Source organism: Scytonema sp. HK-05, assembly GCF_963872035.1.
In the GTDB taxonomy this organism is placed as follows: Bacteria; Cyanobacteriota; Cyanobacteriia; order Cyanobacteriales; family Nostocaceae; genus Kalymmatonema.
In genome coordinates this window covers 1-20,182 of record NZ_CAWMYC010000149.1, presented here as the reverse complement: position 1 = coordinate 20,182, position 20,182 = coordinate 1, and the positions used below count along the sequence as shown (strand labels likewise).

Genomic DNA, 20,182 nt, shown 5'->3' with positions numbered 1-20,182 from the left:
GAACCTATTTCTAACTGTATAGTTATTTCTGTCGTCCCATACTACTTTCTAAGCGTCCTTGTATTGTATCCTTTAGCAAAGACTAATGACTAATGACAAATATGTAGAGACGCTTCAAACAGCGCGTCTCTACAATGACTAAAATTTATCTTTCATTCCTCGTATCCAGGCAAAGGTTTGCACGGAGTCGCGACTGTTAGCAGCTGATTGTAATGCTGGTTGCTCCCAGCGTAAAAAGGGATTTGTGCGTTTTTCCACCCCCAAAAGCGAGGGAACAGTCGCTTCTTTCCGACTCCGGGACGCCTTCACCTCGTCGTAACGCCTTTGTAAGTCGGCGTTTTGTGCATCTACGGTGAGGGCGAATTGCAGATTTTTCAGAGTGTATTCGTGGGCACACCAGACGCGGGTATCATCAGGTAATGAGCGGAGTTTGCTTAAGGAGTCTACCATTTGCGTTGGTGTCCCTTCAAACAAGCGACCACAACCACCAGCAAACAGAGTATCGCCGCAGAATAACTCACCCGTCTCACCTGGGTTTTCTGGAGGAAAATAATAGGCAATATGAGCGCGAGTATGTCCCGGAACGAAGATCACCTCAGCTGTTCTTTGTGCAAATTCGACGCGCGAGCCTTCTTGTAAAAACACCTGCTGTCCTGGTATTCTCCCTTTATCCTCAGCCCCACCATAAACTGTCACTTGGGGGAATTTTTGAATGAGCTGGCGGTTCCCTCCTACATGGTCATTATGATGGTGCGTGTTAAAAATCGCCACCAACTCAGCTTTTAGTTCTGCAAGTTGCTTTAATACTGGTTCAGCCTCAGCCGGATCGACGACGGCGGCGATGTTTTGCTTTGGCTCGTGCAGCACAAAGATGTAATTATCTGAAAGTGCAGCCAGACGGATTACCTGCATTTGCTGTTACTCCCTCACTTTAGTATTTATCAACAATGCTATGCAAAAGAAGCGTCAGGGCTACCTGCACAAGTTAGATCAACTATATTATAGCTTTACCCTTGCATTAAAAATGATGATTCACAAGCGTAATTTTACGCAATTCATGTTATAATTCTTTCCGCCCCCTTCTACGTCTTATCCATGAAATTCTTTGTTAAGTGCTAATTCTTTTTGGAGGAAAAAAATCAATGAATTCCAATTAGTAATATCTTATATCATCCAGTAACAAAAGTATGTTGTTGTGCGTTGACTTAAAGTTGTAATTTTTCCGAGACAATTAGAGACCATCAGAGACAAAAGGAATAATTTATAAATGACACCATTAGTATCAATTATTGTTAATTGCTTTAACCAAGGTTGCTACCTTGAGCGTTCAGTAAAAAGTGTCTTATCACAAACTTTTGCTGATATTGAATGTGTGATTGTGGATGATGGTTCTACTGATAATACTCGTCAGGTGGCTGAGGAGTTGATGAATCTAGATCCGCGAGTTAAATACTACTATAAGGAAAATGGCGGACTACCCTCATCTCGTAATTTTGGTGTTCAAAAAGCACAGGGTGAATGGATACAATGCCTAGATGCTGATGATTGGATTCATGAAGACAAAATTAGATTTCAATTAAGCTATTTAGAACAAGTTAATGTCAATGACGATATAGTCTTTTACTCCGATTATGAACGAGTGTTTATAGATGCCTACCAAAACATTGCGAACACTCAGGAAAATGTTATTGGTTTCCTGACGAAAGACGAACTCATTCAACGTTTACTCATTCCAGATTTCCTAGCGGATTCACCTCATCCCGCTCTCCAGCAAGCTATGCTGATGAAAAAAAGCATCTTAACTAAGACAAAGTTTCCGGAATACCTGAAAGCACTAGGGGATAGATATTTTGCTATAGATATTTTAATGGCGGGTGCCAATTTCATTTACACTCCCATGATTGGTGCTTACTACACAAAGCATCAATCAAACCGAACCAATAATTGGAAGTACATGACAAACTACTATATTATTTTTTACGAAACCGTAGTAAAAAATTACCCGCAATTGAACAAACTATGTAAGATAGGTTTGGAACTTTTCTTAGAAGAAGCCATTAAGGATAAAGAAGAAGAAAATTTTGAGAGATTACTACAAATAGTTCCTATGCCTGTTTATCTTCTCGATAAAAAAATCAAGTTCAACAATAAAGCTCAACTCAAAATTTTCAAAGCCTTCAGGGAAATCATACCCAGTTTCTTACTATACGAACAGTATCGCGGTCCCCGCTCAAAGAAAGTGATATCTATTGTGTCTAAGCAACTCAACTTTGTCAAAGCAGCATTAAATTTATCTCAGCGACCGTTCGTGTGATTTGAATATGTTCAATCATCAAATATTATCCTTGAGTAAAGTAAATGATTACTGGCATCAAAAGTAAGCTCAAAAATTTGCGTAATCAGGTAAAAAGAATACTTGCTAGACCAGCATATACAATACCTTACGCTCGTTCTTACATAAAATATTTAATGAGTAAATCGCAACCTAAGCCATCTCCAACCGAGGGTTTAGAACAGTATGACTTAGTTTTTGTCGTCTTGGATTTGGCGAAGGGTTGGATACTTGAAGCTATATGTAGAGAGATTGCAACTTACTTTCCCGGTAAATATTGTTTTCATTATTCAGAATCTTCTCTACCTCCATCTAAAGCTTACTTTTTCGCTCATTACTCTTTTGTGCCAGTCTGTCTAAAACAAAATCCATCTATTTGGGGAAGTAAGATATTCGTTTGGCACACTCATCCCCGCTCAGACCTTAATATCGGTAACGATGAACTGATCTATGCGCTCAATAAAGCTAGTAAGGTTATATGTATGTGCTCGCAATTTGCTAGACTTCTTATCTCACAAGGAGTGAATTCTCAAAAGGTCACTTATATATTGGGAGCGGCTGATCCCGAAATTTTCCAACCGCATCAACGTCATAATAATGCTATTGGCTTCTGCACAGCCTTTTATTACCGGAAAGAACCTGACCGCATTTTTAACATCATCAAAATGATGCCCCACAGAAAATTCATTCTGCTTGGTAAAGGATGGGAGAAATACCAGAAATTTCCGGAAATGAAAGCTTTGCCAAACTTTTCTTATATTGAAGCTCCCTACTCGGATTATCCCAAATATTATGCTTTAATGGACGTTTTTGTTTCGCCTGCCAAGCTAGAAGGAGGTCCAATTCCTTTGGTTGAGGCGATGATGTGCAATGTTGTTCCCGTCGCCAGCAAAACAGGGTTTTCTCCGGATCTCATTGTTCATGGCGAGAACGGACTTCTGTTTGACGTTGATAGTTCTATTGAAAAAATATGCGAACTGATTGACAAAGCATTTGAAATTCAAACAGATGTCAGAAAGACTGTTGAGCATTTAAGTTGGAAAAACTTTTCTCTCGAATTCCAGAAACTTCTAAAATAAGGTTTTGTAAACAGTAAGTAACATGAAAGCAAAAAAGCCTCTTGCTCTTGCTGTGCCTTATTTGCCATTTAGAGAACGGTTTATTTAATAAATATGAAGGTTTCATTAGTTGTCAGTGATTTAAGCGGTGGTGGCAGCGTTCGTGCCTTTTTGCTTGCACAAGTCCTGAGAAAGCTTAACTATAAAGTAGAAATTGTCGGCTTTATTTTTGGGAAAGAATTGTATGCAATTCCTCCCGATGGCATCAATATTATTTCTATCCCTGGCGAAAACTATCCTCAATTTTTTAGCGCTAGTAAGCAACTTCTGCAAAAAATAGATGGAGATATTATTTATGCAGTAAAACCCAAGTCTACGAGTTTTGGTGTGTCTTTACTTAAGAAATTTAGGAGCCGTCGTCCTTTACTTTTAGATATGGATGACTGGGAACTGAGTTGGCATGGGGGTTTTGATTGGAAGTATAGTCCGAGTCTTAAGCAATTTGCCAGGGATATCTTAAAGAAAGATGGTGCATTGAGATTTCCCGATCATCCACTTTATATACAATGGATGGAAAGCTTAGTGCCAAAGGCAGATGCGGTAACAATAGATACTGAGTTTCTTAAAGAACGCTTTGGCGGTGTTTATGTGCCTAATGGTAAAGATACTGCCATGTTTGACCCGAGTAAGTACGATCCAAAGGTAAGCAGAGAGCGTTATGGTCTCTCTAACTATCGAATTTTAATGTTTCCGGGAGCACCACGACCGCACAAGGGCGTTGAAGATGTTTTGATGGCGTTGGATCGGTTGAATCAGTTAGATTTAAGACTGGTGATTGTGGGTGGCAGTCCTTACGATGACTATGATGATAAACTCATTCAAAAATGGGGACGTTGGATTATCAAGTTACCCAAGTGTCCTGTTGAAGTTATGCCTCTTGTTGTAGCAGCAGCTCACGTTGTGGTTGTTCCCCAGCGAGATACGATAATCGCTCGCGCCCAATTTCCCCTAAAGTTAACAGATGGAATGGCAATGGCTAAACCTGTATTATCGACCAGAGTAGGAGATATTCCAGAAATTTTAGGTGAAACTGGTTATTTAGTTGACCCTGATTCTCCCGAACAAATTGCAGAGCAAATAGATTTGATATTTCAGAATTTAGATTCAGCAAACGAGCGAGGTTCAAAGGCGAGAGAAAGATGTGTAGAAAAATATAGCCTCTATGCTATGGCATCTATCCTAAAGTCGGTAATTGCTCGCTTGTGAGCATTTATAGTGGGTGATTTTAAATGGGGTATTAACTATATTGAACTGTCTGGAAAGTTAGGATTATGGTTGCAATTGTGTTTTGACAAAACAGAGATATGAAGATTATTAAGTTTAATTTCTCGGAGAATTGGCAAATTCAAAAATAAATTGATGAAGAATGTTAACACTAAGTAAATTGTAATATAAATTTCTAATGTCTAGCAGCAAGCTACTACTAAGATTTGCTAAACCATATCCAGGTCTGATTCTCATAACGATAATGTTGGGATTTTCTGGAGCTTTATTTAATGGTTTAAGCACTGCTCTGATTGTGCCAGTGATTTTAAGAATTGTGGGACAACAAGTGGATTTAAGCAGTGCTCCTGGCATTATCAAAAAAATGTTGTTACCCTTTGATAATGTTCCAGAAAATTACCGCCTCTGGGTGATGGGAGGAGCAATTATATGCGCAATTGCTTTAAAAAATTTAGCAAGTTACGCCAGTACTTTGTCATCTAGTAGTTTAACGCGCAGGCTGACTTCTGATATGCGGGAAGCAGGCTTGCTGTTATTACTAGAAGTTGATATAGATTATTACACCAAGATGAAAGTAGGTGATTTAATCAATCGCCTTGGTGGAGAACTAGGTCGTGCTACAAGTGCTATAGGTAATACGGTAAAATTAATTGTCCTGGGAATTACAATTTTAGTTTTCGTCGGGTTGCTGCTATCAATTTCCTGGGAGTTGACGATTGCTGCTACGATTTTGCTATCTTTGGTGACGTTAATTAATCAGTTTGCCATTGCCCGTTCTAAAAAGTTCGGCAAGGAACTAAGCGATATGTCTAAAGCATATTCAATCGCTGTTTTAGAAACCTTGAACGGAATTCGTTTGGTAAAGGCAACGGGTAATGAAGAAAGAGAATATCAACGCATTAAGAAATTAATTCGCGATCGCGAAAAAGCAGAATTTGAATCTCAGGTGAATTCTGAGGCGATCGCACCAGTCAGCGAGGTCATGGGCATTACAGCCTTACTACTGATTGTCTTTCTGAGTCGCGCCTTCTTTGCAGACCAGATTAGCTCTCTTTCAGCATTACTACTCACATATTTATTGGTGCTGCTGCGACTGTTACCGCTTATTTCTCAGTTAAATACCATTCGCAGTAGCTTTGCCAGTACTGCTTCCAGTGTGGAGATGGTGATTGACTTTTTAAGCTGGGAGAATAAGCCGTTAATGAGTACTGGTAACATTGCCTACACAAAATTAGAGAAGGGAATCGATTTCAGCCACATATCCTTTTCCTACCCCGGTCATGACAAGCTGGTACTTAAGGATGTAAATTTATACTTACCTAAGGGCACAACTCTGGCTTTGGTAGGTAGTTCTGGTGCGGGTAAATCAACGATGGCAGACCTTTTACCCAGATTTTATGACCCCATATCTGGCTGTATTACCATCGACGGTATCGATTTGCGCGAGTTCGACCTGAAGTCGGTGCGAAAAGCAATGGGAGTTGTCAGTCAAGATACCTTCCTGTTCAATGACTCCGTGCGGAAGAACATTGCTTATGGACGACCGGAGGCGACAGACGAAGAAATCATGATTGCAGCCACGCGGGCGAATGCTTATGAGTTTATTATCAAATTGCCCCAGGGATTTGACACCCAGATTGGCGATCGCGGCGTGATGTTGTCTGGGGGACAAAGACAACGCCTAGCAATAGCGCGTGCTTTGCTACAAGATCCGGAAATTCTCATTCTCGATGAAGCAACCAGCGCTTTAGATACCGTTTCCGAACGCCTCGTGCAAGCTGCAATTGATGACCTCAGTCGCGATCGCACCACCTTAGTCATTGCTCACCGCCTTTCCACAGTCCAAAAAGCTGATCAAATAGCGGTATTAGATCAAGGACGTGTGGTAGAGGTGGGAACCCATAAAGAACTTTTAGAAAAGGGTGGTTACTACTCGCGCCTCTACTCAATGCAATTTGCCGATAAGCCGCAAGCTAGCACCAAACACCAGCAAAGCTTAATCCGCATCTCTTACGAACTTCGCACGCGGCTTAACTCAATGCTTGGCTTTTTACGCTTATTAATTGATGATATGGCAGACAATCCTCAAGAGCGGCAGGAATTAATTGAAGAATCCTACAAATCAGCCTTGAAAATTCTCAACACCATTGATGTTTTTGAAGATGTTGTTAACTTGCAAGTCAACTGCCAATCTTTGGGAGTAGCAGAGCAAAATCAGAGCGTAGGTACCCTAAATCAAATCTTGAAGGTCAGTTGCAATCAGTTTCGGATAACTCTTAATCCCGTACTAAGCTCTCTTAATTCCCTAGCCGATGATTTGATAGACACGCCCCAAAAACAAAATAAATTAATTGCAGAAGCTTATCAATCTGCCATAGCTCTGCTCGATAAATTAGAGTATTTTGAGGATAGTGTTAAAGTAAAATCATGAAAAATGCAACTTTAAAAAAACACTATAATTTTTTCATTATAGACGAGTTACCCAAACCAGAGGCTCACGTAGTTCAGTCTGTTAATGCGGCAAACGCAGCAGCAAACTTGGGTATATCAACAGTTTTGGCGTATCCTTACAAAGGACTAGCAAGTTTCAACCCAGTTAATTTAGCTTATCCTTTTCGACCAAAAAAACCGCCAGCAGAATTTGTCACATATTACAACTTTCAGGACAAGCTAAAAGTTGCTCCCCTACCAATGCCTTGGCCTATTGACCATATCAAAAGTAAATTTACTGACTCTAACACCGTTGCCACAAAATATTATTTCCCGTTCCATATCCTTTCTAGAACTAAACTTGTCCACGCTTGGAACTGGAATTTCGTGAAAGCAGCAATTAAAAATGGCGTGCCAGTCATTTACGAACACCACCACCACGAAGATAAGCAATTTGAACCGGAAATTGTCAATCATCCGCTGTTTCAAGTTGCTGTAACAGTTGCCGATACAGTCCGAGAAAGCATGATCCAACACGGAATGCCACCGGAAAAACTAATTAAGCTGCACAATGGTTACAATCACTCGTTCATGGTGAGACAGCCGGAAAAAGCGGCAGAATGGCGCAAAAAACTGCTGCAAGGACGCTTGCATTTGGTAGTTTATTCGGGAGCGCTACAGAATTTTAAAGGCATTGATGTCCTAATTGATGTTGCTGGGCAAATGCCAAATATTCAATTTGTCTGTGCAGGCGGTAATACAAAAGAGGTTGCACATTATCAGCAATTAGCTCAAGAAAAGCAGGTTAACAACATTACATTTTTGGGCTACATCTTGCACAAGGATTTACCATCTTTGCTGCAAGCAGCCGATATTTTGGCTCATCCCCATTGTTCAGGCTATGCCGCAACTTTCACATCTCCCATGAAGCTATTTGACTACTTAACCTCTGGGAATCCCATTGTAGCGACGGAAATTCCCTCGTTAATGGAGTTTAAAAATACGAAGGCGATCGCTGCTTGGTGCGAACCAGATAATCCCAGCAAATTTGCTCAAGCAGTGGCGCAGGTTTTAGAAACTCATCCTAGGAAAATTGAAGGATATCAAGATAGTATCAATTTTGTTAAGCAGTTTTCTTGGGAAAATCGAGCAGCAAAAATTTTGAGTTACGTTAATGAATCTTTTCGCCCACCTATTCTTGCATGAGAAATTCGTAAAAACTAACAAATGTACAGACGCGCCATGACGCGTCTCTACAACTAACCACTAAAAACTAAAAAAATGGCTATACAAACTGTTGGTATGATTAGCAGCTATCAAAATCTTGATAAAAGATGCGATTGGCTGTGGCAACAAACGCCTCATCAATTTGGTGTTTGGGGCAATATACAAATCCAGGCGCTTGCACCCAAGCCAGATTTTTTGCTGATGTATCAATTTGATTTTCCCCAACCTACACAGAAAAAATCTTGGTTAAATTCGTTTCGCAAACAACAGCAAAAATCTCAATTAAACATCGATTCTTTACTACGCGGCGTCAGCAAAGAACAAGGGATTTATCTGCTGCGAGAACCACCATTAGATGAAGTTGTTGAAAGAAACAAACAGAATTATCAGCAAGCGCAGAAATATTGTGGCTACGTTTCCGGACCCGATGATTTTGCTCCCACGCCTGATTATATGCCTGCAATTTGGTATCACAGCAACTCATTTCGGGAATTAAATGAAATGCCACCTCCAGAAAAGGTTGCATCTTGCAGTTGGATTACCTCCGGAATCAGCCGCACAGCTAACCATCGCCAACGATTACAGTTTTTGCAATCCTTACAAGCCAGTGGAATTAAGTTTGATTTGTACGGGCGCGGCTTACCTGCATGGGCGACAACACCACGAGAGTTGGGCAACAAATGGTACGGCATGGCACCCTATTATTACAATCTGGCAATTGAAAACTATGCTGACAATGATTGGTATGTCAGTGAAAAACTTTGGGATGCAATTCTTGCATGGTGTCTGCCAATTTACTATGGTGGACCAGCTGCTGATAAACTATTGCCACCAGGAAGTTTTCTGCGGTTACCCAGCTTGGATGAAAAAGGCATTGCCTACATACAAGAGGTGACTGCTACCCCTGATGCTTGGTATGCAGCAAAAGAAGCGATAAGCGAAGCCAGACAAATTATCCTCCACAAACTAAATCTGCTCAACTGGCTTTCAGAATTTGTTGCCAAATTCTCGTAACTTATTCTTACTTCCTTCCCGCTACAAGATTACCTATCTTTTTCTTGGCGTCCTTGGCTCAGGAGCGGTTTATTTAATTTGGTATTCTTTGGGTGGGATAAGAGTAGTTATTTGGCAATCTCCCTTTGTCCCCTAGTCCAGAAAGATATGGATGGTATTTGTACCCTCGCTAATGACCGAGTTTACGACCAACTCGTTGCCCTACTCAATAGCATCGAGGCAATTTATGGCCAAGAAATGCCCGTTTGCGTCTATCCCTACGACGACAACACAGCCCAAATTGCTGCGGAAATTGCTCGCCGCCCTAATGTACAACTTTACGATCATCAAGATTCAATTCAGCAATGGGATGAGTTTGTCCGCAATATTTGGGATACTCATCCTACGGCGCAGGAACATTGGCGGCAAATTGGTAGTGACAAATATCATCGAGTCGGCACCCATAGGCGTTACTGTGCCTTTGATGCTCCTTTTGACCGCTTTGTATACATGGATGCTGATACTTTATTAATGAGTTCCTTAGAGCCAATTTTTGCTCAAGTCAATCAATATGACTGGGTGGTGTATGACTTCCAGTTTAAAGATTTATCTCATGTCTATAATACCTCATCGACTAAATTAAAAGAATTATTTACACCAGAAAGACTGCAAACAGAAATATTTTGTTCGGGCTTTTATGCTTGCAAAAAAGACATATTTGATGCTCAAAAGCGTTCATGGCTGCTGGAGAAATTGCGGCAAGGAGAAGCAGAAGTTCTCTATGATATGGCTCCCGACCAAACCATTCTTAACTACATGGTCATGCGGTCAGGCATTTCTAGCTATAATTTTGCTCATTATCTTCCTGAAAATGAAAGAACTGGCTGTTGCGTTACCTCTCCTCATTTTCAAGCAAGAGACAATATCTTGTATGACAAAGGCAATAGGTTAACTTATATTCACTATATTGGTTTGTCGTCTAAGTTGTTTAGCCGCGTTTGTGCTGGGGAAAATATTGATTTTCCTTACCGGCAAATTTTCTTGCACTATCGCTATCTGCACGAACCAGACAAGCAACCAAAGTTCAAGAGTAAGCCAAAAGCTTACAATGCACCTCCAAGTTTAGCTACGCGTATTTTACGAAAGATAGGATTAGCAGGTTGAGGATTATTCAATGACTAGGGGAATTTATATTATTGCTAACGATAAGGTGACTGACCATGCGATCGCACTACTCAATAGTATCCGGTTGCATGATAAAGAAACACCAATTGTCATGATTCCTTACGATGACAATTATCACGGCATTGCAGATACACTTAACCAGCATTATGGAGTAAAAATATACGAAGATTTAGATTTCATCGATAGATTATCAAAAAAATTACATGATGTTTTTGGAAGTAAGTTTTTTGCCCGTCCCAATCAATTTCGCAAGCAAGCTTGTTGGTTTGGACCGTTTGATGAGTTTTTGTACATAGATACAGATATAGTTGTCTTTGAAAAAATTATTGACAATCTTAACTATCTGGCTAAATACGATTTTATTTGTTGTGATTATCAACATGTAGGAGGCATTAAGAATGTCTTCACACAGCAAGTTTTAGAAGAAAAAGTATTTACTGAAACTGAAGTTAAAGATATTTTCAACGGTGGTTTTTGGGGTTCAAAGAAAAACATCATCTCAGAACAGGATTTGTATGAAACCTTTGCTGAGTGCGCCGCCCATCCACAATACTTTGATTTTTCCCAGAAAACTTCCGACCAACCGATTATTAATTATATGCTCCTCAAGCGGATTGCGCGCCGCTTCAACATTGTCCGCAGAGAGGGTAAAGCACCAGGAAATTGGGGAGGAAGCCCTCATTTTCAGACTCAGGGAAATATACTGATTGACCCTTCAGTTAATCAACCCCTACAATATCTCCACTGGGCTGGTATTCGGATTGAACCTGGTTGTCCCTACTGGGAAATTTGGGAATATTACCGCAATCTTAATCCTGCATTGCCACCTGCAGTTTTCCCACCAAAAGCTAAGAAAAGTCAGTGGCAGCAAACATTGGATAATCTGAAGAATCAATTAAGGCAAATCAAAGCTAAGTTATAGCTCAATACGCTTGGTGATAAGACCAAAACTGTTATCAAGTTTTGTAGGGTGTGTTGTCGCGTAGCGCAACACACCATTCCAGATTTTCGGTGCGTTAGGACTAATGTCCATAACGCACCCTACTAATACCAATTCTAAAAATGATTGCTACAAATGAATACCTTGGTAGGGGCACGGCACTGCCGTGCCCCTACTCCATGTGTCGCATTATTTACGCCTGCTTAGTTTAAAGTCCAGGAGATTAAACAAGAGTGCAAAAGCCAATTCTATGAAAATGAAACCACAAATTAACACTAGTTATTCATCTGTGTCCATCTGTGTCCATCTGTGGTTCTAAATTCTAAATACGGAAAGAATGCAAAAATCTTATGATAGATTGCTAAAATCCCTACATAGCTTGGTTTTTCAAAGTCTTAAGCATTCTTTTAAGTGAGCTTTTCCTAACGCACCTGATTGCTTGAGGGACATCTAGCCACTGGCGTTTTCTTTGATTTGCTTCTGGATAATCTTCCAAAACATTTTCGACTGGCAACAAAAACATTCTAACTTGGTAAATATTGCCCCGTTTACGATACTTATAGATGCCAATTTCCTGAGTTTCCACCTGACCGATAACTCCGGCTTCTTCCCACGCCTCTTTTGCTGCGGATTCGGGTGGACTCATTCCATTGGAGATACCCCCTTTCGGCACGACCCAGTCTTGACGGTTACGGGTTGTAATCAGCAAAACTTCGATTTTTCCGTTTCTGACTCGATATGGAATTACCCCTGATTGCTTAAGTATTTTGCTATCTTTCTGGCTCATGTAATTCTGATTCCTTTGATATCAATATTATTTTTATTGAGAAAGTACCTTTTTGTGAATGTCCTTGACTTTCTATCAAAAGAAGAATTTAATGTTAAGTTTTTTTGTAAACAGAAATACAAGCCTGAATATTTTATACTTACCTGATGTCACTCAACTAATTTTTCATATATGCTTAAGATAACTGCTAAAACTACCAACTTCACTCAGCAAATATCTACCAGAGGGTAGTTTTTTTTACCCAATTCTTTTAGCTACATTTTATAGAACCTAACGCCAACAAGAATAATAGAGGCGCTATCTTATGAGTCAAGAGCAAAAAGATTTTTGCTTCTGTACATTAGCCTTGGGCAAAAAGTATCGCCTGCTTGCTCAACAGTTAGCTAAGGATTTAGAAGAAAATTCACCAGGCACTTCCATCGTAATTTACACAGACGAACCCGAAGATTTTAAAAGTTACGGTAATACTTTAGCGTATAAACATCAACAACAAGGCATTCTTCTTTGTTATCATGATAAACGTTTTGTTCTAGCCAAAGCTTTATCAATTTTTCATGCAGCTATTTATATTGATGCAGATACTAGAATATTATCTAGAGTTTCGGATAATGTAGACTGGCAACCTGGAATCACGGCAGGTCATTGGGAGAATTTAATTGAACATATCAGCAAATATAGCCCTGAGAGATTAGAACCTTTAAAGAAGGTAGCATCAAAGTTAAATTTCCCTTTAGAAAATACTAAATATATCGGAGAATCTTTATTTGTTATTGCTCGAGATGAGGGAAGAGAAAGCAAATTTTTTGAGCAATGGGGGATGATTGGCAGGTATTTGGAATTGAAAGGTGTTCACTCTGGTGAAGGCAATGCTATGGGATTAGCTGCTGCTCAGGTAGGATGGACTGTTAAACAAGAAGGTTGGCAAGTCATCAAACAAGCTGTTAACCATATAGGGGCTTCTATGGCCTACACGCAGGAAACATATTGGGATAAATGGAAAATGAGGCTTGGTTATCACTACCGACTCAATTTAGCTAGGCTAGCGGCATTGAAGGATTACGACTTTTTCTATAAATAGATACAAAATTAATCACCATCTTTCTTTATGACTAGCTATCGGTAGTAGAAATCAAAATTCTTTAATGTTTGAATTCTTAAATTCAAAATGTTATAAGAAAATTTCATACTTTTAACGATTTTCTCTACAATTCGTTTAAAAAAAGAGCGATTTGGGTGTTCCAGCATTTGCTGCTGCTCAAAATAGATCGACATTTGTTCCATCTTCGACTGTCCCTTTTGAATTTTCGTTAATTCGGTTCTATCCTTAAAAAAGGTAATGCCCTCCATCGCACTCCATCTTACTGGCAAACCTGCCTTAGCAGCAGCCAAACCTATTGCATTTCCTTCTCCATCATAAACTCCATTGAATTCGTAATATGGTGCAATTTTTTCCCATTCCCTAAGAAACTCTATCTCCCTTCCAGAATCCTTTGTAACGGCAAATAAATACTCGTAAACAAATTTAACTTCTTCACTTTCTAGTTGTAAATTTAACTTGTTTGCAGCTTTCTGAGTCACTTGAAATTCTTTACCAAGTTTGGCATTAGCAGTTCCAGCAAGAACTGTGGCATACTTTTTGGGCATACTGTCACACCCTCTTGCCGTTATTCCTGGTAATTGAAGCCATTTCATTTCTTGTGGAACAACTGGTGCTAAAATTCTCATATCTGCATCTAGAAATATGCAGGAATTAAACATAGACAAAGATTTTTCTATGACAAATCTTTTATCGTGATAACATTTAACACCTTGTTGTCTATGTTTGAAGGCAAGAACATTAGATTGCTCGCTAAAGTCATGGGGATGATCAGTTAAAACGACAAAAGAAGTATGAGGTGAGTATTTCTCTATATCTTTTGCTAATAACAATGCAAGACCACGATATTTTGTACCTAATGCTAAGGTACAAAAGCAAAATTTTGGTTCTGCTTGAGTCATAATTTTTATTTAAAAAAAGTAAAATTTTGAAAAAATTATCTAACTATATTCTTTATTTATATAGAAAACACCTATCTAATTAGGTATTTTTCATTTTTAGTAATAAAATAATCATGATATAAAAATATTTTTAAATATAAACAGGGTAGGCACTGTCCACCCAGAAATCAACTGGTTAGCAGCGCCCACCCTATATGTAGATAGTCATTCTACTAAGAATCTAAATCTAGAGCTTGTATTCCTTGGCGTTCTACGAAAGCCAGCATACTTCCCAACTGTAACCAAACGAGCAAGCAAGTGAGAAGAGCGACTGGTACACCAACTGCATAGGCAAGTAAGGGCGGAAAGCCAAATATTTCAAAACCTGAACAGAGAAATAGACCAACACCAGCAGTAATTCCTAAAAATGGCACAGATAAATTTCTACTTGCTATACGAGAGCCAGAACTTTGTGCACCATCGTTTTGCCATTTCTGCACAATTGATTTAAGTGTTCCGGCTAACGCTGCACCCGAGGCTAATGCTGCAAACAATCCAACAACTAACAGAACATAAGGCGGTTGTTCAGGGTAATAGTACATGAAAACTCCTGATAGGTATTGGGTAAAGAATTATGAATTCTGAATTATGAATGATAAAGAAATTTTTTCATAATTCATGACTGATAATTCATAAATTTTTCAAGGTTTTCGGTAAAATAGCAGCGACTCCCTCTCTGGAGAACCCTGTTAAAACTCCAATCGCTACGTTTAACAAGCGAGTCGGTTTTAAGTCATCTTTAACCAGATTCCACAAGCGTTGGACTTCTTCTGTATGAAGGCGATCGTCTTCAGTCAGCGCAAGCACCAACTGTTTCTGGAGAAACTTGCCTTCATCAGACAGTAGATATTGCAATCCCAATTGAGCCGTGGGTAATACGTCAAAGTTACTATCAGTACGGGCGATCGCAATCAAATTCTCTAACCGATGCCACTGGAATTTCCCATCTTTGAACAGCACATTGAGCAACCGTCGTCGCAGTTCTGGAGATTCTCCTGTTAGCAAGCGCCTTGCCACATAAGGATACGCCACTTCAACAAGCTTGAATTTTGGATTGAGGCTAAGAGCAATTCCTTCCTGCGTCACCACAGAACGAATAATCAAAGCAAACTGTGCTGGGATTCGGAAAGGATATTCATACATCAGTTCCGAGAAATGATCGGTGATGGTTTTGAGGTTAAAATCCCCTACGTTTTTGCCAATAGCATTATCCAGAACTGTTTCTAATGCTGGTATAATCGGGCGAATATCCGTATCTGGAGTCAGAAAACCTAGCTTGACAAAATCTTTGGCTAATTCGTCGTATTCTTTATTGACTACGTGTACGAGTGCATCTACCAAAGTTTCTTTTGTGATTTCATGCAACTGATCCATCATGCCGAAGTCTATGTAAGCCATACGACCGTCGGGCATAGCAAATAAATTGCCTGGATGGGGGTCAGCATGGAAGAAACCGTGTTCTAAAAGCTGTTGCAAACCTGCGGTCACGCCAATTTGGATGATTCTCTCTGGATCTAAACCTGCTTCGCGGATACTGTTTGTTTGGGTAAGTTTGAAGCCGTTAATCCACTCTAGGGTTAAAACGTGGGTATTGGTGTAACGCCAATATATACCTGGTACTTTAACCTGAAGGTCGTCGCGGAAGTCATTGGCAAATTTTTCCGCATTGCGGGCTTCGTTGATGTAATCTATTTCCTCAAATAACTTGGTGCCAAACTCGTCCACAATCATTGTCAGGTCATGACCTAAGTTTAAGGGCAACCAAGGACCTAACCAACCAGCCGCCCACCGCAGGAGATAAAGGTCAAGTGTGAGAGTTGGGCGTAAGTTGGGGCGTTGTACCTTCACCGCCACTTCTTCGCCGGTGATCAAACGACCGCGATAAACTTGACCTAAGCTAGCCGCAGCCACGGGAGATGGCGATAACTCGCTAAAAATTTCGTCAATTGAACGTTCTAGTTCGGTTTCGATAATTTTGTAGGCGAGTACATTATCAAAAGGTGGTAACTGGTCTTGCAGCTTCACCAGTTCGTCTAGGTAATCTTTGCGGATCAGGTCTGGTCGCGTTGACAGGGCTTGACCAACTTTAATGAAGGTCGGACCGAGGCGGGTTAGCAACTGCCGCAATTGGATAGCTCGTTTTAACTTGTTTTGCTCCTCTTGATTTCGCCATTCATCCCACTTGAGACTAAGAATAAATACCGCAAAAAACCAAACTATCTTGATTGCCCGCGCCCAAGCGAGCCAGGGACGGTAGCCGTAGTAACGGGCGATCGCCTTGGGGTCGTAGCGTCGATTCTCTTGTTGTGTAAGGGTCTTTTCATTCACTCCCTTATCTTCCTCTTATATTGAAAAAGGTTTTGCTTTTTTTGAGCCGAACAAGGGCATCCTTCAAGCTAAACAATTGCTTTGTAGGCATTTCCTGTGTTGTCCCTTGTCATTCGGCTAATCTTTACTTAACGTTACTTTTTATCTTTTATTTTATATTAGTACATAAAAGTATAAATACTTATCTTACCTTATAGATAGAAAAAAATGTTTATTTCAGTAAGATAATCATATAAATGTGCGCTTTTTATCTTAAATTCTGACTATCAAAAGCTATAGAAAACCTAACTTGAATTCTATTGACAGAAATTACCGTCTCTGTTAGAACAATAATAACGTTGAAAGGTAGTATACTTTTACACTCAGATAATCTTTACCTGGAGTGAGGTTGCCCCAAGGGTACGTAACAACAGAAAAAATAAAGCAAAAGTACCCAATCACTAAAATCTTGGCATCTCTATTCATCTTTTAAACAGGCAATGTGTCCGTTGCAAATAGAGAAAATAAGTACACATCCATGAAACTTGTGGAGGTGGAATTGGTTTGTGTAGTTGCACTCTTTGTTGTAAACCACCTCAAACTAAAAGTTTTCTTTTTTGTGTAAATTTTTCTTTATAGGAATATAAATTTGAAAAATTTGCATTACGTTGTGTACGATGTTACGGACTAATTGACAGACATATTATTTGATGAGCCATGCCAAGAGCTAGCACTATTGCAGTAAATCATTGAGGAATGGCTTTTTCATGAGCATTATTCAACATCTGACAAGCCGTAAGCGGCAGCTTTACGGAGTTGCATTTGTCATTAGTGTCATTGCCACTCTACTTATTAGCTTGTTTGCAACCCCTAGTCCTAGCCAAACCCCTACACGCGACAAATTTCTTTGGCCATTTGCATCCACATCACCTTGGAATATGCCAATTGGCTCGAAGGCACGTTACATTCCCGCAAACATTGGAAAAGCGGGCTACGCTGGGGCAGATAGGGAATATTTCTTCAAACTCAAAGATGGAGACCCGTTGCGTCCAGTTTATGCTCCTGGTACTTGGGGTGAAGGACGCTGTACAGGTAAGAAATATTTGGATACCAAGCTACCAATTCCAGACGACCTCATCGTTCCAGACGCCACGAGCAAGCCATATAGCACCCCTAACAACGCATCAGCTTTTCTGATGCCTAATGGAAGAACCCTAGTGCAGCTTGAACCTCTCGCACGCTGTCAAAAAGGAGGTTCTATCTACGGTTGGCGTTTTCCAGATGTTGATATTTACGGCGATGGCATAGGCGGAGCACATTTTGGTTCTGGTCTTTCTTCGATTGGTGGTTCTATTCGCAAAGGTGAACTGACCAGCAACCAACCAATTCGTCACGCCTTAAAAGTTGTCATTTGGGGGAAAAAATACCTCTACTACTCTGCGTCTAATCCTGGATACCGCTGGCCCGCAGACCGGGCAGATGGAAATGCCGCCAAGCAATACCACGGTAAAAACCCCTCTTTAGTACAGGGGACACTACTCGCAATTCCTCCGAACGTTACCGAAAAAAATCTCAACTTGCAAACACCTGCTGCGAAAAAATTGTTTCGTGCCTTGCAAGATTATGGTGCTTATGTTGTTGATGACGCAGGCTGGGATGCTCACTACTTTGCAGTCGAAAAAGGAGCGACACAAGAGTTTCGCAACACCTTCGGCTACGATTTTGAGGGCTCAAGTGGTCCGTTTTATGAAGACTTTATGAAGCTATTTCAAGCACTTTCCATTGTTGATAATAATAGACCAAAGAGCATTGGTGGTGGTGGAACTCTCCGTGTCGCTCTTGCTCCGCCTATTGGGAACTAATCAGCGAGTGGACAAATCCATAAGGGGTGGGTCATGGCCACCCTAAAAATGCTACAACCAACACAAATCTGGATTGTTATCCAATCATTTTCCTGAAAAATCAAATTTGTCTTTGAGTCCACCGAAAATATAACGACCTTGAGTACTATCAAGATTTTGAAAACGATCTAAAACAGAATTGTTTATAGTATAATGTTTTACCTAAAGACTTCCAAAGATTTAGCTAGTTTAACCAGGTCAAAACTTTATAATTCTATAAATTTCTCTTTACTAAACGACTCTGAAAATAAGCCAGAAGGCAGAAAAAATAAGCATTTTCATCCCTGGTGCTGTAGTGAAAGTTCATAACCCACTCAACTACAAATATTTACAAATTCGCACTAGCTTGTGTACGATGTTACGGATTGATTGGCAGGCACATTATCTATAATGAGCCATGCCAAAAATAAGCACTACCACGGTAAATAGTTGAGGAGTGGCTTTTTCATGAGCATTATTCAACCTTTGACAAGCCGTAAGCGCCTGTCTTATACAGTTGCATTTGTAGCTGGTGTCATTGCCGCTCTACTTATTGGTTGTTTTGCAACCCCTAGCCTAAGCGAAACCTCTCCACGCGACAAATTTCTTTGGCCATTTGCATCGACATCGCCTTGGAATATGCCAATTGGCTCGGATGCGCTTTACATAAGCGCAAACATTGGAAAAGCACACTATGCTGGGGCAGATAACGAATACTTCTTTAAACTTAAGGATGGAGATCCGTGGCGTCCAGTTTATGGTCCTGGTGCTTGGGGTGAAGGACGCTGTACAGGCACGAAACCTATGGACATCTGGCTGCCAGTTCCAGACGACATGATCATTCCAGACGCTACGAACTATCCATATCACACCCCTAACAACCCATCAGCCTTTCTGATGCCTGATGGGAAAACCCTAATACAGCTTGAACCTCTTGCTCGCTGTCAACATGCAGGTTCAATCTATGGTTGGCGTTATCCAAATGTTGATATTTACGGCGATGGGATAGGCGGAGCACATTTTGGTTCTGGTCTTTCTTCGATTGGTGGTTCTATTCGCAAAGGTGAACTCACCAGCGACCAACCAATTCGTCACGCCTTAAAAGTTGTGATTTGGGGGGAAAAATACCTCCACTATTCTCACTCTAGTCCTAATCCTGGGTATCGCTGGCCCGCAGACCGGGCAGATGGAAATGCTGCCAACCAATACCACGGTCAAAACCCATCTCTTGTACAGGGGACACTATTGGCAATTCCCCCGTACCTAACCGAAGAAAGCCTCAACTTACAAACACCTGCTGCGAAAAAGTTGTTTCATGCCTTGCAAGATTATGGTGCTTACGTCGTTGACGACGCAGGCTGGGATGCTCACTACTTTGCAGTCGAGAAAGGAGTGACAGAAGAGTTTCGCAACTCCTTCGGCTACGATTTTGAGGGTTCAAGTGGTCCGTTTTATGAAGATTTTATGAAGCTGTTTCAAGCATTTTCCATTGTTGATAACAACGGACCAAAAAGCGTCGGTGGTGGTGGAACTCCCCGTGTCGCTCTTGCTCCGCCTATTGGAAACTAATTAGCGAGAAAGACAAATCAATCAGGAGTGGGTCATGCCCACCCTAAAAATGCTACAACTAACACGCATCCGGATGATCATTTGAGTTAACCAATCAAGTGCAACATTTAAGCTAAACAAATCAAACATTTCTATCTGAATCGATAACTATGG

16 protein-coding genes are annotated in these 20,182 nt (G+C 40.5%); 11 read left to right on the top strand and 5 right to left on the bottom strand.

Going from position 1 to position 20,182, the window contains the following annotated elements:
- Positions 1-138: 138 nt before the first annotated feature.
- Positions 139-912: a hydroxyacylglutathione hydrolase gene (gene gloB, locus AACT52_RS34505; protein WP_073634950.1), complete on the bottom strand. Its 774-nt coding sequence runs from the start codon at positions 910-912 to the stop codon at positions 139-141.
- A 355-nt stretch (positions 913-1,267) separates the two neighbouring features.
- On the opposite strand from gloB, the gene AACT52_RS34500 reads away from it, so the two are divergent.
- The 8 genes from AACT52_RS34500 (at position 1,268) to AACT52_RS34465 (ending at position 11,431) form a co-directional block, all read left to right on the top strand.
- Positions 1,268-2,314 (top strand): glycosyltransferase family 2 protein, encoded by a 1,047-nt coding sequence (locus AACT52_RS34500; RefSeq protein WP_073634949.1) that lies wholly within the window; start codon positions 1,268-1,270, stop codon positions 2,312-2,314.
- 44 nt (positions 2,315-2,358) lie between these two features.
- Complete coding sequence (locus tag AACT52_RS34495) at positions 2,359-3,411, top strand: glycosyltransferase (protein WP_073634948.1); 1,053 nt, start codon at positions 2,359-2,361, stop codon at positions 3,409-3,411.
- A 93-nt stretch (positions 3,412-3,504) separates the two neighbouring features.
- A complete protein-coding gene (locus tag AACT52_RS34490) occupies positions 3,505-4,656 on the top strand; it encodes a glycosyltransferase family 4 protein (RefSeq protein ID WP_073634947.1) in 1,152 nt (383 codons plus the stop codon).
- A 196-nt stretch (positions 4,657-4,852) separates the two neighbouring features.
- Positions 4,853-7,105, top strand: coding sequence for an ABC transporter ATP-binding protein (locus AACT52_RS34485; protein WP_073634946.1), 2,253 nt, complete (start codon positions 4,853-4,855; stop codon positions 7,103-7,105).
- The gene (locus tag AACT52_RS34480; RefSeq protein WP_073634945.1) at positions 7,102-8,310 is read left to right on the top strand and encodes a glycosyltransferase family 4 protein; all 1,209 of its coding nucleotides are present in this window, start codon (positions 7,102-7,104) and stop codon (positions 8,308-8,310) included. The genes AACT52_RS34485 and AACT52_RS34480 overlap by 4 nt, the downstream gene beginning before the upstream one ends.
- Positions 8,311-8,385: 75 nt before the next feature.
- The gene (locus AACT52_RS34475) at positions 8,386-9,345 is read left to right on the top strand and encodes a glycosyltransferase family 10 domain-containing protein (RefSeq protein ID WP_073634944.1); all 960 of its coding nucleotides are present in this window, start codon (positions 8,386-8,388) and stop codon (positions 9,343-9,345) included.
- Between the two features lie 147 nt (positions 9,346-9,492).
- Positions 9,493-10,488, top strand: coding sequence for an Npun_R2821/Npun_R2822 family protein (locus tag AACT52_RS34470; RefSeq protein WP_073634943.1), 996 nt, complete (start codon positions 9,493-9,495; stop codon positions 10,486-10,488).
- 10 nt (positions 10,489-10,498) lie between these two features.
- Positions 10,499-11,431, top strand: coding sequence for an Npun_R2821/Npun_R2822 family protein (locus AACT52_RS34465; RefSeq protein ID WP_073634942.1), 933 nt, complete (start codon positions 10,499-10,501; stop codon positions 11,429-11,431).
- A 388-nt stretch (positions 11,432-11,819) separates the two neighbouring features.
- Here AACT52_RS34465 and AACT52_RS34460 read toward each other — a convergent pair whose 3' ends face one another.
- On the bottom strand, positions 11,820-12,236 hold the full coding sequence (locus AACT52_RS34460) for an NUDIX hydrolase (RefSeq protein WP_073634941.1): 417 nt from the start codon (positions 12,234-12,236) through the stop codon (positions 11,820-11,822).
- A 304-nt stretch (positions 12,237-12,540) separates the two neighbouring features.
- Here AACT52_RS34460 and AACT52_RS34455 point away from each other — a divergent pair, with 304 nt between their 5' ends.
- Positions 12,541-13,314 (top strand): hypothetical protein, encoded by a 774-nt coding sequence (locus tag AACT52_RS34455; RefSeq protein WP_073634940.1) that lies wholly within the window; start codon positions 12,541-12,543, stop codon positions 13,312-13,314.
- A gap of 35 nt (positions 13,315-13,349) precedes the next feature.
- Here AACT52_RS34455 and AACT52_RS34450 read toward each other — a convergent pair whose 3' ends face one another.
- The 3 genes from AACT52_RS34450 to AACT52_RS34440 all read right to left on the bottom strand — a co-directional run bounded on the left by AACT52_RS34450 (position 13,350) and on the right by AACT52_RS34440 (position 16,601).
- Positions 13,350-14,234 (bottom strand): hypothetical protein, encoded by an 885-nt coding sequence (locus tag AACT52_RS34450; RefSeq protein ID WP_073634939.1) that lies wholly within the window; start codon positions 14,232-14,234, stop codon positions 13,350-13,352.
- Positions 14,235-14,446: 212 nt separating this feature from the next.
- Positions 14,447-14,815 carry a hypothetical protein gene (locus AACT52_RS34445; RefSeq protein ID WP_073634938.1) on the bottom strand — a complete coding sequence of 123 codons (369 nt, stop codon included), beginning with the start codon at positions 14,813-14,815 and terminating at the stop codon, positions 14,447-14,449.
- A gap of 88 nt (positions 14,816-14,903) precedes the next feature.
- Complete coding sequence (locus tag AACT52_RS34440) at positions 14,904-16,601, bottom strand: ABC1 kinase family protein (RefSeq protein ID WP_073634937.1); 1,698 nt, start codon at positions 16,599-16,601, stop codon at positions 14,904-14,906.
- Positions 16,602-17,347: 746 nt separating this feature from the next.
- Here AACT52_RS34440 and AACT52_RS34435 point away from each other — a divergent pair.
- Positions 17,348-18,442: a hypothetical protein gene (locus tag AACT52_RS34435; RefSeq protein ID WP_073634936.1), complete on the top strand. Its 1,095-nt coding sequence runs from the start codon at positions 17,348-17,350 to the stop codon at positions 18,440-18,442.
- A gap of 486 nt (positions 18,443-18,928) precedes the next feature.
- Positions 18,929-20,029, top strand: coding sequence for a hypothetical protein (locus AACT52_RS34430; RefSeq protein ID WP_233154139.1), 1,101 nt, complete (start codon positions 18,929-18,931; stop codon positions 20,027-20,029).
- Positions 20,030-20,182 lie beyond the last annotated feature (153 nt).